Here is a 20372-nt window from a genome sequence, read left to right on the forward strand (position 1 = left end):
AACACTCCTACTGCTTGCGCAATCGCTAGTGTGTTGCATCGACCGGTTGAATCCGCAAACTCCGAGCTGCCTCACAAACGTGGACCCGTGAGTGTCAGCTGAGGCCGAAAATCGGGCCTCTGCTCCGAACCAGCTGAGGTTGGGTGGGCCGCTACGATCCTCAGTATTTCGCCAGCCGACGTGAGTAATGTACCTTTCATAACGACTACAGACTTATCTGGCGACGACTCATTGAAACCAACTCCAGAACTCGCCGCCTCGCAAATGGAAGAATCGGCACTTAACACCTTCCAAAGTTAAGGTTTAATGGTTCCCGGACCATTTCGCCCGCGCGCATCGCGACGGCCGTGTCGGCGTACTCGTGGTGCTCGGGGCTGTCGGGCCTCTTCGGGGCGACGTACATCGACCGCTTCGACCGGCGGCGTCTGCTGCTCACGATCTATGCGCTGTTCGCGCTGTCGAACCTGGGTTGCGCGCTCGCGCCGAACTATCCGCTGCTGCTCGCGGCGCGCGCGTTCGCGGGCATCACGGGCGGCGTGCTGGGCTCCGTCGTGATGGCGATCGTCGGCGACGTGATTCCTGTCTCGCGCCGGGGCGCCGCGACGGGCACGATCATGACTGCGTTCTCGCTCGCGGCGATCGCGGGCGTGCCCGCTGGCGTAATGCTCGGCGCGCATTTCGGCTGGGCTGCGCCGTTCGTGCTGCTGGTCGCGCTGTCGTGCGCGATCTGGCTCGGCGGTCTGCGGATCGTGCCGTCGCTGACCGCGCACCTGCAGAAGCAGCGCACGCCGCTCGCGCAGGTGCTGCCCGATCTGCGGGCGCTCTTTGCAAATGCGCGGCATCTCAATGCATTCGCGTTGACGTTCGTCGTGATGGTCGCGCACATGCTCGTGATCCCGTTCATCGCGCCGACGCTCGTCGCGAATCACGGCGTCGCACCCGCGAATCTGTCGTGGCTGTACATGGCGGGCGGCGCGGCGACGTTCTGCACGTCGCGCCGGGTCGGACAGCTCACGGATCGCTTCGGCAAGAAGCAGGTGTTCCACATCGCCGCGCTGCTGTCCGTGCTGCCCGTGCTGTTCATCACGCATTTGCCCGATGTGCCGTTCTACGCGATGGTGCTGTTCTTCCCGTTCTTCATGGTCGCGATGTCGTCGCGGATGGTGCCGATGCAGGCGCTGCTCACGACCGTGCCCGCGCCGCAGACGCGCGGCGCTTTCCTTAGCGCGAACAGCGCCGTGCAGGCGATGGGCACGGGCTGCGGCGCATGGTTCGGCGGCTTGCTGCTGTCGACGGACGCGCACGGACACATCGCCGGTTATGGCACGGTCGGCTGGCTCGCGACAGCGGGCGCCGTGTTCGCGTGCGCATGGATCGGGCGCGTGAAGAGCGCAAGGGACGAGAAGAATGCAGCGGGCGTCGAGGCAGCGCCCGCTGCGGGAGCGGAGGTGGTTGGCGAGGCGTAAGCCTCCCGACCCCTGACCGTTACGCTTCGCTTCCTAGCAAATCCTCGATCATCACGGGCAGCTTGCGCACGCAAACACCCGTCGCATGATGCACGGCATCGGTGATGGCGGCGGCAATGCCTGCTAGCCCAATCTCCGCGATCCCGCGCGCGCCGAGTTCGTTGAACACGGGATCGGGATGATCGAGAAACGTCACGTCCATCTCGGGCGAATCCGCATGCGACGCGACGATGTAATCGGCGAGATTGCTGTTGATCGGCGCGCCGTTTTGCGCGTCATACATCGTGTGCTCGAACAGCGCCATGCCGACGCCCATCACGACGGCCCCTTCGATCTGATTGCGCCCGGCGCGCGGGTTCAGGATGCGCCCCGCGTCGATCACCGTGACGACGCGGCTCACGCGCAGCCGCGCGATCTCCGGCTGCCACGTCACCTCGGCGAAATGCGCGCCGTACGAGTAGATCGAGTAATCCTTTTTCAGCGGATCGTCGAAGCCGCCTTTCGCGCTGCCCCGGCCCGTCGCCGAATGCATTCTTGCCGCTTCCAGAATCTGCGCGAACGGCACGCCCTTTTCCGCCGCATCCGTCTTGCGATGCACGCGCCCCGCGCTGAACGCGAGCGCGTCAGCCTTTTCGCCGCGAAACGGCGACTCGCCGATTGCGACGGCGCGCGCCAGCACCATGTCAGTCGCCGCGCGAGCCGCCTGCAACACGGCGGGAATCACTGAAGCCGTCGCCGCCGAACCACCCGATACGGGCCCGAGCGGCAGCATCGTATCGCCGAGCCCGACTTCGATCTTGTCGAGCGGAATGCCCGTGTGACCGGCGACCAGTTGCGCAAGAATCGTGTACGTGCCCGTGCCGATGTCCTGCGTGCCGCACACGACGCGCGCCGTGCCGTCCGCTCGCAGATCGACGATCGCCTCGGCCGAAAAGCGCAGTCCCGGCCAGCCGCATCCGCCGACGCCCCAGCCGAGCGTCAGCCCGTCGCGCGTCATCGAGCCGACTGCGGGCGTGCGCTTTGCCCAGCCGAATTTCTCGGCACCCGTCTTCAGACACTCGACGAAATGCCGCGACGAAAACGGCAAACCCGTCGATTCGTCGACCTTCGGCTCGTTCATCAAACGAAACTCGACGGGATCGATGTCGAGCTTGCGCGCCAGCTCGTTCATCGCCGATTCGAGCGCGTACAGTCCCGGCACGGCGCCCGGCCCGCGCATCGCCGTCGGCGAACCGACGTTGCGCCGCGCGAACCCCGAGCTCACGCGCAGATTCGGCACGCTGTAGAGGAACGGCGTAATCTCGCCGCAGCTTTCCTGGTAGTCGTCGGCGATCGCGGTGTGGTTCAGGTAGTCGTGGCGAATCGACGTGAGCTTGCCGCTCTTGTCGGCGGAAAGACGCAGGCGCTGCTGCGTCGTCGGACGATGGCCGACGTTCTGGAACATCATCTTGCGGCTCACGACGAGCTTCACCGGCCGCCCCGTGTGACGCGACGCGGCCGCGGCGAGCAGCGTATGCGGCCACACCCACAGCTTGCCGCCGAAGCCCGAGCCGAGATAGCGCGAAATCACGCGCACTTTTTCTTTCGGCAGCCCGAGCATCTGCGTCAGCGTGCCCTGATGATTCGTGACCGCCTGCGTGGTCTCGTAGAACGTGTAGCTGTCGCCGTCCCAGTGCGCGATGCTCGCGTGCAGTTCGATCGGGTTGTGTGTTTCGACGGGCGTCACGTAGGTTTCATCGAGCTTCACTTCGCTTCGCTCGTATGCGGCGGCTGCGTCGCCGCGCTCGCTCTCGGCGTGCAGCTCGCCGCTCGCCTTCAGTTCGGCGCTGACGTCATACGCCGTCCGCTCGTAGCCGACCTTGACGGCCGCCGCGGCGGCGCTCGCCGCCTCGAATGTATCGGCGACGACGGCAGCCACGTACTGGCCGTAGTAGCGCACCACGTCGTCGTCGAACGGCGGCCGCGCTTCGTCGACGAAGCCGGTGTCGATCGAATTGCCCGCAATACGATAGAAGCGGCCGATGTTGCCGCGATGCAGGATCATCCGCACGCCGGGCATCGCCTGCGCAGCGGCGAATTCGAGCGACGTCACGCGGCCGCTCGCAATCGTCGCGCAGACGGGCACCGCGTACAGCATGTCGGGTAAGTCGATATCGGAGGTGTACTGCGCGCGTCCGCTCACTTTCAGCGGACCTTCGATGCGCGACTGCGGCTGCCCGAGCACGGACAGCAAGGATTCGGACACAGTGGACATGGAAAGAAGTCCTCGAAAAGGGATCAGACGGACTGCGTGACCTGCGTGAGCGCATGAATCAGGCAGCGTCGCGCGAGTTCGATCTTGAAGCCGTTCTGGCTCTGCGGTTTCGCACGGCTAAGCGCGGCATCGGCGGCGCGCGCGAAGCTCGCCGCATCGGGAACGGCGCCCGCAAGCTCCGCCTCCGCCTCGGTCGCGTGCCACGGCTTCGTGCCGACGCCGCCCAGCGCGACATGCGCGCGCGTGATGCGCCCGTCCGTCACGTTGACGACGACGGCCGCCGACGCCAGCGCAAACTCATACGATGCGCGGTCGCGCAGCTTCAGATACAGCGAGCGGCTGCCCGGAATGGGCGGCAGCGTGACGTGCGTGACGAGATCGCCCGGTTCGAGGACGGTCTCGCGATCGGGCGTATTGCCGGGCAGCAGATAGAAGTCGTCGATGGGAATGCTGCGCGCGCCCTTTGCGCCTTCGACTTCGATCGTCGCGCCGAGCGCCGTCAGCGCAACGTTCATATCGGACGGATTGGTGGCGATGCACGCGTCGCTCGTGCCGAGTATCGCCATGGTCCGGTTGAACCCGGTGATCGCGGAGCAGCCCGAGCCGGGCACGCGCTTGTTGCACGGCATCGCGGTGTCGCGGAAATAGACGCAGCGCGTGCGTTGCAGCAGATTGCCGCCCGTGGTCGCCATATTGCGCAGTTGCGCCGACGCGCCCGCAAGCAGCGCCTGCGACAGCACCGCGTAAGGCTCGTGAACGAGCGGGTGCATTGCGAGATCGGCGTTGCGCACCATCGCGCCGATCCTGATGCCGCCGTCGTCCGTCGTCTGGACGCGATCGAGCGGCAGCCGGCTGATGTCGACCACGCGAGCCGGCCGCTCGACATCGAGCTTCATCAGGTCGAGCAGCGTCGTGCCGCCCGCGAGAAAGCGCACGTGCGCGCCCTGCTGGGCCGTCTGCGAAGCGGCGCACGCCGCGACGGCATCGCGCACGTCGTTCGCGCGCGAGAGCTGAAAGAGTTCCATCGCGGCCTCCTCAGCGCTTGCCGCGCACGGTCTGGATGGCCGTCACGATGTTCTGATACGCGCCGCAGCGGCACAGGTTGCCGCTCATCGCTTCGCGCACGTCGGCGTCGTCGGGACCGATGGCTTCGTCGAGCAGCGCGACGGCCGACATGATCTGGCCTGACGTGCAGTAGCCACATTGGTAGCCGTCGCATTCGACGAACGCGGCCTGCATCGGATGCAGCGCGTCGGGCTCGCCGATGCCTTCGATCGTCGTGATCGTGTCCTCGGCGTGCGTCGCGGCGAGCGAGAGGCACGCGTTCACGCGGCGGCCGTTCACATGCACGGTGCACGCGCCGCATTGACCGTGATCGCAGCCTTTCTTCGTGCCCGTCAGATGCAGATGCTCGCGCAACGCGTCGAGCAGCGTCGTGCGCGGATCGAGCGACAGCGCGTACTGCGTGCCGTTCACGTTGAGTTCGACGGGGATCGCGACGGGTGAAACAGGCTGGCCGGGCTGCGCGGCGGCGTCCTGGCCGGCTTCCTGCTGGGTGTCTTCGGGTCGGGCGAGAGTGTGGGGCATCGGGGCATCTCCATGTGGCAACCGGAACGGAGCGAGCGGAAGAAAGCTGTCGAATGCCTGATGGCGCAGGTCACGATCCTCGACGGTATCGCGGAACCGTGAAGCACCGATGGACAAGCGCAAAGTATAGGCGTCGATCCGCAAACGCGCCGATGGCGTGCCAATGCGGAACGCCGCGCTCCGGCCGGCGGGCGTCAACCTGGAAGGGTGAGCAAGCGGGATGCCTGATGGTCAGCGGCAGCGCGAAACGCGTCGTGGCGCGCTATTGCCGCGATACCGACGTGCTGCCAGGCGGCGTCGGCGATCGCTTCTGAGCGCGCGGCACCGGATACGCAGCGAAGCTCACGCCTGCTGCGCGCCGAGGTCCGCGAGGGGATGCGCATCCACGCGCCACGGCGACGCAAGGAAATGCCGCACGCGCTCGGGCCGCACTTCGGCGAGCGTCGCGGGCGCCCAGCGCGGCTTGCGGTCCTTGTCGACGAGATGCGCGCGCACGCCTTCGCTGAAGTCGCCCTCCTCGATCGCGCGCGTGACGATGCCCAGTTCCATCCTGAAGCATTCGGCGAGCGTCATCTGACGGCCGCGCAGCAGCGCGTCGCGCGTGACGTACAGCATGGTCGGCGAATGCGACGTCATCGCGTCATACGTCGCCTGCAGCCATTGACGCACCTCGCGCTGGCCCATCATTTGGGGCGAATGCTCGCGCTCCAGATCCTGGCGCAGCGTCGCGACAATGCGCTCGATGCCCGAGCGCCGGTCGAAGTGGCGCAGGATCAACTGCGAAAACGCGCCGAGCCCGGCGTGCGGCACGATGTTGCACGGCGGCTCGAACACGGTGCGCAGCGCGCGCATCAGCTCGTCGGCGCTCGCGCCGGCCGTCGCGATGCGCAACAGGCGCTCTTCGAACGTATCGAGCCATTCGGACGGCACGCACAGATCGGCGAGACCGACATGCAGCGCGTCCGCGCCCGTGAGCGTCGCACCCGTCAGCCCGACATACAGCTCGACTTCGGCGGGCATCACGCTCAGAAAGCACGTCGCGCCGACGTCGGGCAAGAAGCCGATGCGCGTCTCCGGCATCGCCATCTTCGTGCGCTCGGTGACGATGCGCAGCCGCGCCGCCTGGCCGAGCCCCATGCCGCCGCCCATCGTGATGCCGTCGAGCAGCGCGACGACGGGCTTCGGAAACCGATGCAGCGCGTAGTCGAGCCGGTATTCGTCGATGAAGAACTGTTGCCAGCCGCTTTCATTGCGCTCGCGCATCGCGTGCAGCGCGCGCACGTCGCCGCCCGCGCAGAAGCCTTTAGCGCCCGCGCCGCGCAGCACCACGGCGACGATCTCGCTATCGGTGCGGCAGCGCTCGATCAGCGCGGCCAGCTCGCGCACCATCTCGTGCGACAGCGCGTTCAGCGCGGCGGGCCGGTTCAGCGTGACGATCGCGACGCGATTGAGGACGCGAAACAGCACGTCCGGTTCGGCCGCCCGTTGTTGCTCGAGAACGGCGCTCATCGCTGCGACTCCTCGGATCGCTTCGCTTGCGCCGCCTGCCATTGCGGCGCGCGCTTTTCGAGGAACGCATTGACGCCCTCGCGCTGATCCGCGCCGTCGAACAGATCGACGAAACGCTCGCGCTCGACGGCGAGCGCCGCCGCGCGCGGCACGCCGTTGCGCGCCTGCTGGATCAGCGCCTTGCTGAACGTGACGGCCTGCGGACTCAGGCCTGCGACGCGCGCGGCCATCTTCAGCGCGAACTCGCGCGCCGCGCCCTTCTCCACCACTTCCTCGACGAGGCCGATGCGCAACGCCGTCGCCGCGTCGACGCGCTCGCCCGTCAGCACGATGCGCTTCGCCCAGCCTTCGCCGACGAGCCACGGCAGCGTCTGCGTGCCGCAGCCGCACGGCAGCAGCCCGACGGCCGTCTCCGGCAGCGCCATCACCGCGTGCTGCTCGGCGACGCGGATATCGCACGCGAGCGCGCACTCGAGCCCGCCGCCCATCGCATAGCCGTTGATCGCCGCGATCACGACGGGCCGCGCATTCTGCAATGCTTCGAACGCCGCGCCGAAGCGCGAGGCCGCGATGCGCGCGACTTCCTTGTTGCCGTCGGCGAACGTGTTGAGATCGGCGCCCGCGCTGAAAAACTTCGGGCCATCGCCGGTGATGACGACGGCGCGGACTTGCGCTTCGCCGTTCAGGCGCCCGACGATCTGCTGCAACTTCAACAGGCCTTCGGGCGTGAACGCGTTGGCGGGCGGGCGCTTCAACGTCAGCAGCGCGACGCTGCCTTCATGCGCGTATTCGAGTTCGATCATTAAGCGTCCCCATCGTTGCGATACAGCTTGATGACTGCGGAAAAGTCGAGCTTGCCGGCGCCCTTCGTGCTCATCGTCTGATAGAGCTGCTGCGCGAGCGCGCCGAGATAAACGGGTTGACGCGCGAGCTTCGCGGCGTCGGTGGCGAGGCCCAGGTCCTTCAGCATCAGATCGGTGCCGAAGCCGCCCGTGTAGCCGCGTGTCGACGGCGCCGTTTCGATCACGCCTGGGAACGGGTTGTATGTGTCCGAACTCCAGCAGCGGCCCGTCGACGTGTTGATGATGCCGCCGAGCACTTTCGGATCGATGCCGAGCGCAACGCCTAGCGCCATCGCTTCGGAGACGCCCGCCATCGTGATGCCGAGCACGAGGTTGTTGCAGATCTTCGCGACCTGTCCCGTCGACGTGTCGCCGCAATGGACGATGTTCTTGCCCATCGATGTGAGGACCGGTTTCACCTGCTCGTAGACTTGTGCGCTGCCGCCGACCATGAACGTCAACGTGCCCGCCGCTGCGCCGCCTGTGCCGCCCGAGACGGGCGCATCGACGAACGTGTTGCCGTTCTGATTCGCCAGTTCGGCGAAGGCTTTCACGCTGGCCGGGTCGATCGTGCTCGAATCGACGATCGTCACGTTCTTCGCGATGCCCGCGAGGATGCCTTCTTCGCCTGTCAGCACGGCTTTGACGTGTGCCGCTGCGGGGAGCATCGTGATGACCAATTCGGCGTCGGTTGACGCGGCTTTCGGTGATGTTGCTGCGCTTGCTCCCGCAGCGACCAGTGATTGCACTGCTTGCGCGTTCAGATCAAACACGTTTAGTGCGTGGCCCGCTTTCAGCAGGTTTAGCGCCATCGGCGCGCCCATGTTGCCCAGGCCTATGAAGGCGATTTTCATATCAAGATGTCCTCTTTTATGTCTGCGACGCTGGCTTCTTTTGCCCTTATCGCGGGCATCCGCGATTGCGTTGCTATTTCAGCTTGCCGCTGGCATCCGCGATGCGCCTCGCGGCGCGGGCGTTGCCCCTATGCGGGGCGGCACCTACTTTTCTTTGCCGCCGCAAAGAAAAGTAGGCAAAAGAAAGCGGGCTAACACCGCCAGTACTTGACGTTTACCCACGGGCTCTCAACGTCCCCATCCTTCACTCGGCAACGTCCTTGACCCGCGTTCGTTGCAATCGCACTGGTCAATGCCTCACCCGCTTCACTCTCGTGCGCCACGGCGAGCGGCATCCAAAATCCTCCGCCCTATCGCTAGTGAATAAGTGCTGTGCGTCGCAGACCGGATCGAAACTATCGGAGGCTGATCGTTGTATTCACGCCGTCATTGACGGTCGCATCGTCGAACCACCGCGCTGTCACCGTCTTCGTCTGCGTGTAGAACTGCACGACCTGTTTGCCGTACGGGCCGAGGTCGCCGAGCTTCGAGCCGCGCGAGCCAGTGAAGCTGAAAAACGGCACGGGCACCGGAATCGGAATGTTGATGCCCACCTGCCCAATGTCGATGTCGCTCTGGAACTTGCGCGCCGCCGCGCCGCTCTGCGTGAAGAGACCGACGCCATTGCCCATCGGGTTGCCGTTGACGAGCGCGATCGCATCGTCGAGCGTCGGCACCGTCATCACGCACAACACCGGGCCGAAGATTTCCGTCTTGTAGATTTCCATCTCCGTCGTGACATCGCCGAAAATCGTCGGGCCGACGAAGTTGCCGTCCTCATAGCCGGACACCTTCACGTTGCGGCCGTCGAGCACCAGCTTCGCGCCTTCCTTCACGCCCGCTTCGATCAATCCCAGAATGCGCTGCTTCGCCGTGCGCGACACCACCGGCCCGACGTCGGTCTTCGGCTCGTGGCCCGCGTTCACTTTCAGCGTCTTCGCCTTCTCGACGAGTTCGGGCAGCCAGTCCTTCGAAGAGCCCACCAGCACCACCACCGACGTCGCCATGCAACGCTGCCCCGCCGCGCCGAAGCCCGCGCCCACCAATGCGTTCAGCGTCTGCTCGCGGTTCGCGTCGGGCAGCACGACGGCATGATTCTTCGCGCCCATCATCGACTGCACGCGCTTGCCGTGCTGGCTGCCCAGGTTATAGACATGCGTGCCCACGGCCGTCGATCCGACGAACGAGATCGCCTTCACCAGTTCGTGCGTGCACAGCGCGTCGACGACTTCCTTGCCTCCATGCACGACGTTGAGCACGCCCTTCGGCACGCCCGCTTCGATCGCGAGCTCGACAAGTTGCATCGTCGACAGCGGGTCCTGCTCGGACGGCTTCAGCACGAACGTGTTGCCGCAGACGATCGCCATCGGGAACATCCACAGCGGAATCATCGCGGGGAAATTGAACGGCGTGATGCCCGCGCATACGCCGATCGGCTGGCGCAGTGTGTACGTGTCGACGCTGCCCGCAACGTTCTCCGCGAACTCGCCCTGTTGCAGCGTGCCGATCGAGCACGCATGCTCGACCACTTCGAGGCCGCGGAAGATGTCGCCTTCGGCATCGGGTAACGTCTTGCCCTGCTCGGCCGTCAACGTCTTCGCGATGCGCGGCATGTGCTCCCGAATCAGCGCCTGGTACTTCAGCATGATGCGCATGCGCGCGCCGATCGGCGTGTTCTTCCACGTGGCGAATGCGGCGTGCGCGGCACGGATCGCGGCGTCCACTTCCTCTTTCGTCGCGAACGGCACGCGCGCGAGCACCTGCTGCGTCGCCGGGTTCACGATGTCGCGCCACTCGGTCGCGTTCGATTCGACGAACTCGCCGTCGATCAGCAGCTTGACGGTGTCGACTTTCTGGCCTGCGACAGTCGTTGGAATTGCGCTCATGCTGAATGTCTCCTGAAATGAATATCGATCGGTGGCGAGCTTCAGTTACCGCTCGGTTACCGCTCAGTTGCCGCTCAGTTGCCGTTACCGTTGCGCAGCTCAGGGAAATCCTCTTCCCAATACTCGCCCGGCAGCCGCGCGGGCTCCGCCGTGCGCTCCAGTTCGCGGCGCCTCAATTCGACGCGGCGGATCTTGCCGGAGATCGTCTTCGGCAGATCGCTGAATTGCAGGCGGCGAATGCGCTTATACGGCGCAAGTTTTTCGCGCGAAAAGCGGAACACGTCGCGCGCCAGCTCGGGACCCGCCTCGTAGCCCTGACGCACGGTGACAAACGCCTTCGGCACGGAAAGACGCAGTGGGTCGTTGCTCGGCACGACGGCCGCTTCGGCAATCGCCTCGTGTTCGATCAGCACGCTCTCGAGCTCGAACGGGCTCAGCCGGTAGTCCGACGACTTGAACACATCGTCCGAGCGTCCGACGTAGACGAGATAACCATCGTCGCGCCGCATCGCGACATCGGACGTGTGGTAGTAGCCGTTGCGCATCGCGTGCTCGGTCGCCTTCGCGTTGTTCGCGTAGCCCGTCATCAGGCCGAGCGGACGCTCTGTGAGCGGCAAGGCGATTTCGCCTTCTGTGACGGGATGATCGTCGGCATCGACGAGCTCGACGCGATAGCCGGGCAATGGACGCCCCATCGATCCCGGCACGACGGGCTGCCCTGGCGGATTGCCGATCTGACAGGTGGTTTCCGTCTGCCCGTAGCCATCGCGGATCATGATGTTCCAGGCATGGCGCACGCGCTCGATGATCTCCGGGTTCAACGGCTCGCCCGCGCCGACGATCTCGCGCAGCTTGACGGGATACGACGCGAGCGGCTCCTGCACCAGCATGCGCCACACGGTGGGCGGCGCGCACAGCGTCGTGACGTTGCAGCGCACGAGCACATCGAGCGTTTCCTTCGGCACGAAGCGCGCGAAGTTGAAGACGAACACGCACGCCTGCGCATTCCATGGCGCGAAGAAGCAGCTCCATGCATGCTTTGCCCACCCCGGCGAGCTGATGTTCCAGTGGATGTCGCCCGGTTGCAGGCCGATCCAGTACATCGTCGACAGATGGCCGACGGGATAGCTCTGATGCGTGTGCTCGACGAGTTTCGGCTTCGAGGTCGTGCCCGACGTGAAGTACAGCAGCATCGGATCGGCCGCGCGCGTGACGCCGTCGGGCGTGAAGGAAGGCGATGCGTCGTACGCAGCGGCGATATCCGCCCAGCCTTCGCGCGGTGCGCCGACCGAGATGCGCGTGAGCTTCGCGTCAAGGCCGTCGAACTTGCCCGTCTCCGCGCTATCGACCACGACGAAATTCGCGCCGCCGATCTGCACGCGATCGCGCACGTCGTCGGGCGACAGTTGTGTGGTGGCGGGCAGCACGATGGCGCCGAGCTTCATCGACGCGAGCATCACGTCCCATAGCTCGGCGCGGTTCGGCAGCATCAGCAGCAGACGGTCGCCGCGCGTGACGCCCAGGCCGCGCAGAAAATTGGCCATCCGCGACGAGCGCTCCGACATCTGCGCATACGAGAGCTTGAGGCCCTCCTGCGCCGGATCGTCGACGATCCATAGCGCCGGGTTGTCATTGCCCTTGGCGACGACGTCGAAATAGTCGAGCGCCCAGTTGAACTCTCCGAGTTCCGGCCATCGGAATTCGCTGTACGCGCGCTGATAGTCCGTGCGGTGGCGCAACAAGAAGTCGCGCGCGTCGAAAAAGCCTTGGGCTGCCGTCATCGTCGTCTCCATCGTTGTCGGCGCGGGTGCGCGCGCTCTATTGGCGGTTTATTCTGCGCTCAAACGTGCCGCGCGATAACCATTCTTTGTACTTCACTCGTGCCTTCGTAGATCTGCGTGATGCGGGCGTCGCGGTAATGCCGCTCGACGGCATAGTCTTCGAGGTAGCCGTAGCCGCCGTGAATCTGGATCGCCTTCGAGCACACCTCTTCGGCCACTTCCGACGCATACAGCTTTGCCTGCGACGCCTCCGACAGACACGGCCGGCCCGCGCTCCTCAGCCGCGCCGCGTGATGCACGAGCAGGCGCGCGGCGTTCAGGCGCGTGGCCATGTCGGCGAGCATGTTGGCGATGGTCTGATGCTCCTTCAGCGCCTTGCCGAACTGGATGCGCTCGTTCGCGTACACACGGGCGGCATCGAATGCCGCGCGCGCAATGCCGATCGCCTGCGCCGCGATGCCGATGCGCCCGCCCTCCAGATTCGACAGCGCGATGCGCAGGCCCTCGCCCGGCGCGCCGAGCAGGTTCGCTTCGGGGATGGCGCAATCGTCGAGCGAGATCGGGCACGTGTCCGACGCGCGAATACCGAGCTTGCTCTCCGGGCGGCCGACGTTGAAGCCCGGCGTGTCCGTCGGCACGATGAAGGCCGAGATGCCGCGCTTGCCCGCGTCGGGATCGGTGACGGCGAACACGATCGCGATGCCGGCGCGCGAGCCGTTCGTCACGAACTGCTTGCTGCCGTTGAGCACCCACTGTCCGTCGTGCAGCACGGCGCGCGTGCGGATGTTGTTCGCTTCGCTGCCCGCGTGCGGCTCGGTCAGGCAGAACGCGCCGATGCGCTTGCCCATCGCGAGATCGGTGAGATAGCGGTCTTTCTGCGCGTCGGTGCCGAAGTTGAGGATCGGCCCGCAGCCGACCGAGTTGTGCACGCTCATCAGCGTCGCGCAGGCCGCGCAGCCGGCGGCGATTTCTTCGAGCGCGAGCGCGTAGGCGATGTAATCGGTGTAGGAGCCGCCCCATTCGGGCGGAACGATCATGCCGAGAAAGCCGAGCTCGCCCATCTGCGTAACGACGTCGGCGGGCAACTGGCCGTCGCGGTCCCATTGCGCCGCGTTGGGCGCGAGGCGCTCGACCGAAAAGTCGCGCGCCGCGTCGCGGATCATCCGTTGTTCGTCGGTGTAGAACTCGTCCATGTGTGCCGCCTTGCGTCTCCGTGTGCTTCTCTGTGTCTTTTTTCGCGCCTGCTTCAGAGGTCTTGCGGCACGATCGTCGGGACCCAGTGTAGGCGCGGCGCGAGCGCGATTCGATGCCGCGTCCGATCAATCTGCGTGAGCGCATTTGCCATATCCGGACATCGGCTGCGACCCTGATGCGGCAAAATGACAGCATTCCCAGTAATCGAAGTGAGCGGATTTGCCAGATGCGTCCCACGGCAGCCCCGAAAAGCACGCCTCCCAAACTACGCAAGGACCCGTGACGGAATGAAAGCAGAAAGAGGCACGATCTCCGTGAGCCTCGTCGAAGAGACGCTGGCACTCGCTCGCGCAGGCGGACTCGACGTGCAGCCTATCGTCGAGGCGGCGGGCATCGCGCCGCAGATGCTTGCGAGCGCGAAGAGCCGCGTGACACCGGCGCAGTACGGCGCGCTGTGGGCCAACATTGCCCGCGCGCTCGACGACGAGTTCTTCGGCCAGGACACGCACGCGATGAAAAGCGGCAGCTTCATCGCGATGACGCAAATGGCGCTGTCGGCCCGCAACGGCGGCCAGGCGCTCGCGCGGGCCGTCGGCTTCATGCGGCTCGTGCTCGACGACCTGTCCGTGCAGATCAGCCGGCGCGACGACCGCGTGCGCCTCGCGTTCGTCCATCGCGACGGCGCGCCGCAACCGGCCATGTTTGCATATGCAACGTACTTCATCCTCGTCTACGGCCTCGTGTGCTGGCTGGTCGGACGGCGCATCCCGTTGATCGAGGCGCGCTTTCGCTGCGCGGAGCCGCCCGCCGCGCACGAATACCGTCTGATGTTCTGCGACGACCTCGCGTTCGAACACAGCGAGTCGTACGTCGATCTCGCGCCGGACTTCCTGGAACTGCCCGTCGTGCAGACGACGAAGTCCGTCAAGCCGTTCCTGCGCGACGCGCCCGCGAGCTTCATCATCAAGTACCGCAATCCCGGCTCGCTCGCGGCACGGGTGCGCAAGACGCTGCGCGCGCTGCCGATGTCCGCATGGCCGGGCTCGGGCGAGGTGGCGCAGCGGCTGAATGTCGCCGAGGCGACGATGCGGCGGCATCTGAAGCAGGAAGGCTATACGTATCAGTCGATCAAGGACGACCTGCGGCGCGATATTGCGATTGCGGCGTTGCAGCGCGGCGGGCAGCCGATCGCCGAGATCGCCGCGACGCTCGGGTTCGCGGAGCCGAGCGCGTTTCATCGCGCGTTTCGCAAGTGGACGGGAATGCGGCCCACCGACTACCGCGCGGCGAACGCGCTCGCCCAGGCCGCGAACGCGGGTATCTCCCGTCGGGCGGAACGGGCGGAATCCGACTAAGCTTAAGACAGGCCAGCCCTTTCAGGCCGGGGCGCCGCGCGACATACGTCGCGGCGCGCCGGCCGCCGACAATGAGAACGTACCGGCTTCTCCCGTCCCGGCAAGCGGGTCCACCGCGCGCGCCGATCCGCGCGCGCCTCGTGCAAGGCACGGCGTGCGGCGCCTCGATGGCGGCCGGCGCATGCGTAGCATTGGCTTGCGGCCCGAGCGCCGCATCCCGTTTTGCACATTCCGTTGGCCGCCGTATTGCACGCATTTCATACTGCATCGCCCGTCGCGCTGCCATTCGCAGCTGCACGACGCTGGCGCGCCGGATCGCCCTGTTCGCGCTCGCGTTCTGCGCCGCCGCATCGCTCGTCCGGCCCGCTGATGCCGCACAAGCGGCCGTCACGCCCGGCAGCGTGTTCGTGATTCCCGTCGCGGGCGCGATCGGCCCGGCGACCGCCGACTTCATCGTGCGCGGCCTTTCCCGCGCCGCCGACGACCACGCGCAACTCGCGATCCTGCAACTCGATACGCCGGGCGGCCTCGATACGTCGATGCGGCAGATCATCAAGGCGATCCTGGCTTCGCCCGTGCCCGTCGCGACGTACATCGCGCCGGGCGGCGCACGCGCCGCGAGCGCGGGCACCTATATCACGTACGCGAGCCACATCGCGGCGATGGCGCCAGGCACCAATCTTGGCGCGGCGTCGCCGGTGCAGCTGGGGATCGGCGGACAGGACGCGCCGAAGCCGGGACAGGCGCCCGCCATGCCGGGCGAAAAGCCCGCTTCCGGCGCGAGCGCCGCGAGCGAGAGCGCCGCGTCGGGCGCGCTCGCGCTCGACAGCCAGTCGACGGAGCTGCGCAAGCAGCTTCACGATGCCGAAGCCTATATCCGCGGGCTCGCGCAACTGCGCGGCCGCAACGTCGAATGGGCCGAGCGCGCGGTGCGCGAAGCGGTGAGCCTGTCGGCGCACGACGCGCTCGACCAGAAAGTGGTCGACTACATTGCGCGCGACATCCCCGATCTGATGAAGCAGGTGGACGGCCGCACCTACGAGACGTCCGCAGGCGCAAAGCGCCTGTCGACGGCTCATGCGCCCATCGTCACGCTCCAGCCGGACTGGCGCAGCCGCTTCCTCGCCGTCATCACCGATCCTAACGTGGCCTTGATCTTGCTGATGATCGGCATGTACGGCCTCTTCTTCGAGTTCTCGAATCCGGGCTTCGTGCTGCCCGGCGTGGCGGGCGCGATCAGCCTGCTGCTGGGCCTCTTCGCGCTGCAACTGCTGCCCGTGAACTACGTCGGCCTTAGCCTGATCTTCCTCGGCCTCGCGTTCCTGATCGCCGAGGCGTTTCTGCCGACCTTCGGCACGCTCGGCTTCGGCGGCATCATCGCGTTCGTGATCGGCGCGCTGATGCTGATCGACACCGACCTTCCCGGCTACGGCATTCCGCTGCCGATGATCGCCGCCGTCGTCGTGTTCAGCGTGCTCTTTATCTTCGGCGTCTCGGGGATGGTGCTGCGCGCGCGGCGGCGGCCCGTCGTGACGGGCGCCGAGGCGATCATCGGCAGCGTCGGCGTGGTGCTCGACGATGGCCTCGTTGCCGTCAGCGAAACGGACGCGAGGACGGAATCGCCAAAGGACAGCCTGTTGCATGGCGAGCCCGAGCGCGTCGGCTGGGCGCGCGTGCATGGCGAGCGCTGGCGCGTGAGCAGCACCGCGCCGGTTGCGGCGGGCAATGCCGTGCGCGTCACGGGACGGCGCGGCCTCACGCTCACTGTCGTTCCCGCTGGCGATATCCCTCAACAGCAAACGACTCGCATGGGACCGGGGTAAGTGCTCTGCACGGGGCTGGAGTAAGTGCTAAAGCGCTAACTCCAGCCGACAGCTCAAGCGCCCACTCTAGTCGACAAAAAGGAGAACGCACATGATCGGTTTCACCTTCGGCTTCGGCAGCATCCTGATCCTGCTGGCAATCGTGCTGATTGCCTCGTCGGTACGTATCTTTCGCGAGTACGAACGCGGCGTCGTGTTCATGCTCGGACGCTTCTGGAAGGTCAAAGGTCCGGGCCTCGTGCTGATCATTCCCGTCGTGCAGCAGGTCGTGCGCATGGATCTGCGCACTGTCGTCTTCGACGTGCCGCCGCAAGACGTGATCACGCGCGACAACGTGTCGGTCAAGGTGAATGCCGTCGTGTACTTTCGCGTCGTCGATCCGGAGCGCGCGGTGATCCAGGTCGCACGCTACTTCGAGGCGACCAGTCAGCTATCGCAGACCACGCTGCGCGCCGTGCTCGGCAAGCACGACCTCGACGAGCTGCTGTCCGAGCGTGAGCAGCTGAACACCGACATCCAGCGCGTGCTCGACGCGCAGACGGATGCGTGGGGCATCAAGGTATCGAACGTCGAGATCAAGCACGTCGATATCAACGAGACGATGATCCGCGCGATTGCGCGTCAGGCGGAGGCCGAACGCGAACGGCGCGCGAAGGTCATCCATGCCGAAGGCGAGCTGCAGGCATCGCAGAAATTGCTGCAGGCAGCACAGATGCTTGCGCAACAACCGCAGGCGATGCAGTTGCGCTACTTGCAGACGCTGACGACCATCGCCGCCGACAAGAATTCGACCATCGTGTTTCCGCTGCCCGTCGATCTGTTGACGGCCGTGCTCGACCGGATGGGCAAGCCATCTCATTGACTCAAAGCATGCAACGGTTCATTTCACTTGCGAAACTTACCTATCGGGGATGCAGAACCTAAAATAAACAGGTCATCCTAACTTTTCAGGCCCCTGCCATGAAGCTGATTCCTCGTATGGTTCTGGGTGCGCTCGTCGGCGCCGTTTGCGTATCGTCTGCGCTCGCGCAGACATCGCGTGTCTACGACCAGAACAAGCCCAAGACGCGCGCCGAAGTCAAAGCAGATCTGATCGAATGGCGCAATGCCGGCTACGATCCTCTCGACTGGATCGACTATCCAGCCAATGCGATCGCGGCGGGACGCATCGTTGCCCAACGCCGTGCCCAGGCGCAGGGCGTGCAACAATAAATACAGCAGTAGCAGACGACAACCGGGCGCCATGCGTGGCGCGTCCTGGACGACGCACGCCACGCATGGCGCCGGCAACATCCCTTTCGTCGATGCCACGATGCGCCAATGCCCCGTGCGGCATTCCGTGGATGCCTATTCCCCACCCTTCCCCTGCTGCGACTCCCCTTGTAATCCGACATGATGCGCCGCGTCAGGTATCATCACGCCCCTTCGCTACACAAAATCACGTTTCAGCACCGCAGGCCGTGAGGCAGACCGGGGCTGGCGCGTCGCACGCTCACGCCGCGAGAGTGTTGCATACGCTCAACGCGTAAGCGCTGCCAATGCGGCAATGGCGGACCAATCGTGATTAAATCCGCCCGTGGCTCCCCGACTGCCTCAATGCGCCGGTGACGCTCGCCCAGGGCGCCGCAGTTGCTCGCGCACGATGCCGTCGAGCGGCGGCAAAGAGCATGAAAAGAAGCGGAAATCGAAGCGGTACGACAAGCAGTTACGAACGACATTTCAAACGACGAGAGACTCGGCTCATGGACTCCGTAAAACGGTATTTCGGCTTTGACGAAGCAGGCACGAACCTGCGCGTGGAAGTGCTGGCAGGCATCACCACGTTCCTCACAATGGCCTACATCATCTTCGTCAATCCAGCGATCCTCGGCGACGCGGGCATGCCGAAAGACTCTGTGTTCGTCGCGACCTGCCTCGTCGCGGCGCTCGCGTCGCTGATCATGGGCCTCTATGCGAACTACCCGATTGCCTGCGCGCCCGGCATGGGTCTCAATGCGTACTTCGCGTATACGGTGGTCAAAGGCCTGGGCTTCTCGTGGCAGGCCGCGCTCGGCGCCGTGTTCATCTCGGGGTGCCTGTTCCTGATCGTCACGCTCTTCCGGGTGCGCGAAGTGATCGTCACGGGCATACCGCATTCGATCCGCATCGCGATCACGGGCGGCATCGGTCTCTTTCTCGCGATCATTTCGCTGAAGACGGCGGGCATCGTCACGGGCAATCCGGCGACGCTCGTCACGCTCGGCAACCTGCACGATGCGCACGTCGTGCTCGCGATCATCGGCTTCTTCGCGATCGTCACGCTCGATCATTTGCGCGTGCGCGGCTCGATTCTGATCGGCATCGTCGGCGTGACGATCCTGAGCTTCTTTTTCGGCGGCAACGAGTTTCACGGCGTCGTATCGAGGCCGCCGTCGATCTCGCCGACGCTCTTCCAGCTCGACATCAAGGCAGCGCTGTCGACGGGCGTGCTCAACGTGATTCTGGTGTTCTTTCTCGTCGAGCTGTTCGACGCGACGGGCACGCTGATGGGCGTCGCGAATCGCGCGGGCCTGCTCGTGCACGGCAAGATGCACCGTCTGAACCGCGCGCTGATGGCGGACAGCGCGGCCATCCTGGCGGGCTCGATGCTGGGCACGTCGTCGACGACGGCTTACATCGAAAGCGCGTCGGGCGTGCAGGCGGGCGGGCGCACGGGAGTGACGGCGATCACGGTCGCCGTGCTGTTCCTGCTGGCGCTCTTCTTCGCGCCGATCGCGGGCGTCGTGCCCGGTTATGCGACGGCGCCGGCGCTGCTCTACGTGTCGTGTCTGATGCTGCGCGAAATGATCAACCTGCCCTGGGACGACGCGACGGAAGTCGTGCCCGCCGTGCTCACCGCGCTGCTGATGCCGTTCACGTACTCGATCGCGAACGGCGTCGCGTTCGGCTTCATTTCGTATGCGGGGCTCAAGCTGCTGACGGGCCAGGCGCGTCAGGTGAAGCTCGTCGTGTGGATTATCGCGGCTGTGTTTTTGTTCCGGTTTTTTTATCTGGGATCGGAGTGAGGTGCTTGCAGCGAGGTGCTTGCAGCGAGGTGCTTGCACCGGCTTTTGTCTGCGACGCTTTGGTTATTTGGATTTGTCGCTGGCGTCCGCTATTGCGTTCGTTTGCCTTGCCCTGCGCTGGCATCCGCGATTGCGTGGTTATTTCAGCGTGCCGCCTGGCATCCGCGATGCGCCTCGCGGCGCGGGCGTTGCCCCTGTGCGGGGCGGCACCTACTCTTCTTTGCCGCGGCAAAGAAGAGTAGGCAGAAGAAAGCCGCTCACACCGCCAGCCCTTGACCTTTACCCACGGGCCCTCAACGTCCCCGTCCTTCACACGGCAACGTACTAACTTATGTTCGTTGCCAACGTTCCGGCTATACGCCTCACCCACTTCATGCACGTGTGGCAAGGCTAAGGGTATCGAACGTTTCAGCGCCGCATGTCGGTAGTGAATATGGGTTGCTGTGTCGCACAGGACGCCGCCCGCACTTGCAGCGCGTTGAGTAACGAGGGTGTCCTGTGCGGTGCGAATGCCTACACACAGTTTGCCGCAAAGGGGCCGGGGATATTTGAGGTCGCGTGCCGTAATTCGGGTGCACGATGCAGATGAGGCGCTTGGTAGTGCGCTGGCAACGCGTATAGGCCAGTACGTTGCTGTGTGAACGATGGGGACGTTGAGAGCCCGTGGGTAAGGGTCAAGCACTGGCGGTGTGAGCGGCTTTCTTCTGCCTACTCTTCTTTGCCGCGGCAAAGAAGAGT

14 protein-coding genes and 1 pseudogene are annotated in these 20372 nt (G+C 65.3%); 6 read left to right on the plus strand and 9 right to left on the minus strand.

Annotated elements, in window-relative coordinates; all coding sequences use genetic code 11:
• Positions 1 to 320: 320 nt before the first annotated feature.
• Positions 321 to 1466 (plus strand): annotated as a pseudogene (locus BN2476_RS42130) (MFS transporter); the annotation flags it as partial.
• A 19-nt stretch (positions 1467 to 1485) separates the two neighbouring features.
• On the opposite strand, the gene BN2476_RS42135 reads toward BN2476_RS42130, so the two are convergent.
• The 9 genes from BN2476_RS42135 to BN2476_RS42175 form a co-directional block, all read right to left on the minus strand.
• On the minus strand, positions 1486 to 3720 hold the full coding sequence (locus BN2476_RS42135) for a xanthine dehydrogenase family protein molybdopterin-binding subunit (protein WP_087740067.1): 2235 nt from the start codon (positions 3718 to 3720) through the stop codon (positions 1486 to 1488).
• A gap of 23 nt (positions 3721 to 3743) precedes the next feature.
• Complete coding sequence (locus tag BN2476_RS42140) at positions 3744 to 4745, minus strand: FAD binding domain-containing protein (protein WP_087740068.1); 1002 nt, start codon at positions 4743 to 4745, stop codon at positions 3744 to 3746.
• A 10-nt stretch (positions 4746 to 4755) separates the two neighbouring features.
• Complete coding sequence (locus BN2476_RS42145; protein WP_087740077.1) at positions 4756 to 5307, minus strand: (2Fe-2S)-binding protein; 552 nt, start codon at positions 5305 to 5307, stop codon at positions 4756 to 4758.
• A 342-nt stretch (positions 5308 to 5649) separates the two neighbouring features.
• Positions 5650 to 6816 (minus strand): enoyl-CoA hydratase/isomerase family protein, encoded by a 1167-nt coding sequence (locus BN2476_RS42150; RefSeq protein WP_087740078.1) that lies wholly within the window; start codon positions 6814 to 6816, stop codon positions 5650 to 5652.
• Complete coding sequence (locus BN2476_RS42155; protein WP_087740069.1) at positions 6813 to 7619, minus strand: enoyl-CoA hydratase; 807 nt, start codon at positions 7617 to 7619, stop codon at positions 6813 to 6815. The genes BN2476_RS42150 and BN2476_RS42155 overlap by 4 nt, the downstream gene beginning before the upstream one ends.
• Entirely contained in the window at positions 7619 to 8512 is an 894-nt protein-coding gene (gene mmsB, locus BN2476_RS42160) for a 3-hydroxyisobutyrate dehydrogenase (protein WP_087740070.1), read from the minus strand. Before mmsB ends, BN2476_RS42155 begins: the two co-directional genes overlap by 1 nt.
• Before the next feature lie 395 nt (positions 8513 to 8907).
• Positions 8908 to 10437 carry a CoA-acylating methylmalonate-semialdehyde dehydrogenase gene (locus BN2476_RS42165; protein WP_087740071.1) on the minus strand — a complete coding sequence of 510 codons (1530 nt, stop codon included), beginning with the start codon at positions 10435 to 10437 and terminating at the stop codon, positions 8908 to 8910.
• A 74-nt stretch (positions 10438 to 10511) separates the two neighbouring features.
• Positions 10512 to 12218, minus strand: a complete 1707-nt coding sequence (locus BN2476_RS42170; protein ID WP_087740079.1) for an AMP-binding protein — start codon at positions 12216 to 12218, stop codon at positions 10512 to 10514.
• Between the two features lie 59 nt (positions 12219 to 12277).
• Entirely contained in the window at positions 12278 to 13411 is a 1134-nt protein-coding gene (locus BN2476_RS42175) for an acyl-CoA dehydrogenase (protein WP_087740072.1), read from the minus strand.
• Positions 13412 to 13699: 288 nt separating this feature from the next.
• Here BN2476_RS42175 and BN2476_RS42180 point away from each other — a divergent pair, with 288 nt between their 5' ends.
• From BN2476_RS42180 to BN2476_RS42200, 5 genes are all read left to right on the plus strand, one after another.
• On the plus strand, positions 13700 to 14767 hold the full coding sequence (locus BN2476_RS42180; RefSeq protein ID WP_087740073.1) for an AraC family transcriptional regulator: 1068 nt from the start codon (positions 13700 to 13702) through the stop codon (positions 14765 to 14767).
• Between the two features lie 71 nt (positions 14768 to 14838).
• Positions 14839 to 16590: an NfeD family protein gene (locus BN2476_RS42185; protein WP_235851215.1), complete on the plus strand. Its 1752-nt coding sequence runs from the start codon at positions 14839 to 14841 to the stop codon at positions 16588 to 16590.
• Between the two features lie 91 nt (positions 16591 to 16681).
• Complete coding sequence (locus tag BN2476_RS42190) at positions 16682 to 17452, plus strand: slipin family protein (protein WP_087740074.1); 771 nt, start codon at positions 16682 to 16684, stop codon at positions 17450 to 17452.
• Positions 17453 to 17550: 98 nt separating this feature from the next.
• A complete protein-coding gene (locus BN2476_RS42195; protein ID WP_087740075.1) occupies positions 17551 to 17802 on the plus strand; it encodes a DUF4148 domain-containing protein in 252 nt (83 codons plus the stop codon).
• 530 nt (positions 17803 to 18332) lie between these two features.
• On the plus strand, positions 18333 to 19634 hold the full coding sequence (locus BN2476_RS42200) for an NCS2 family permease (RefSeq protein WP_087740076.1): 1302 nt from the start codon (positions 18333 to 18335) through the stop codon (positions 19632 to 19634).
• Positions 19635 to 20372 lie beyond the last annotated feature (738 nt).

The sequence above is a fragment of the Paraburkholderia piptadeniae genome (assembly GCF_900007165.1).
Taxonomy (GTDB): Bacteria; Pseudomonadota; Gammaproteobacteria; order Burkholderiales; family Burkholderiaceae; genus Paraburkholderia; species Paraburkholderia piptadeniae.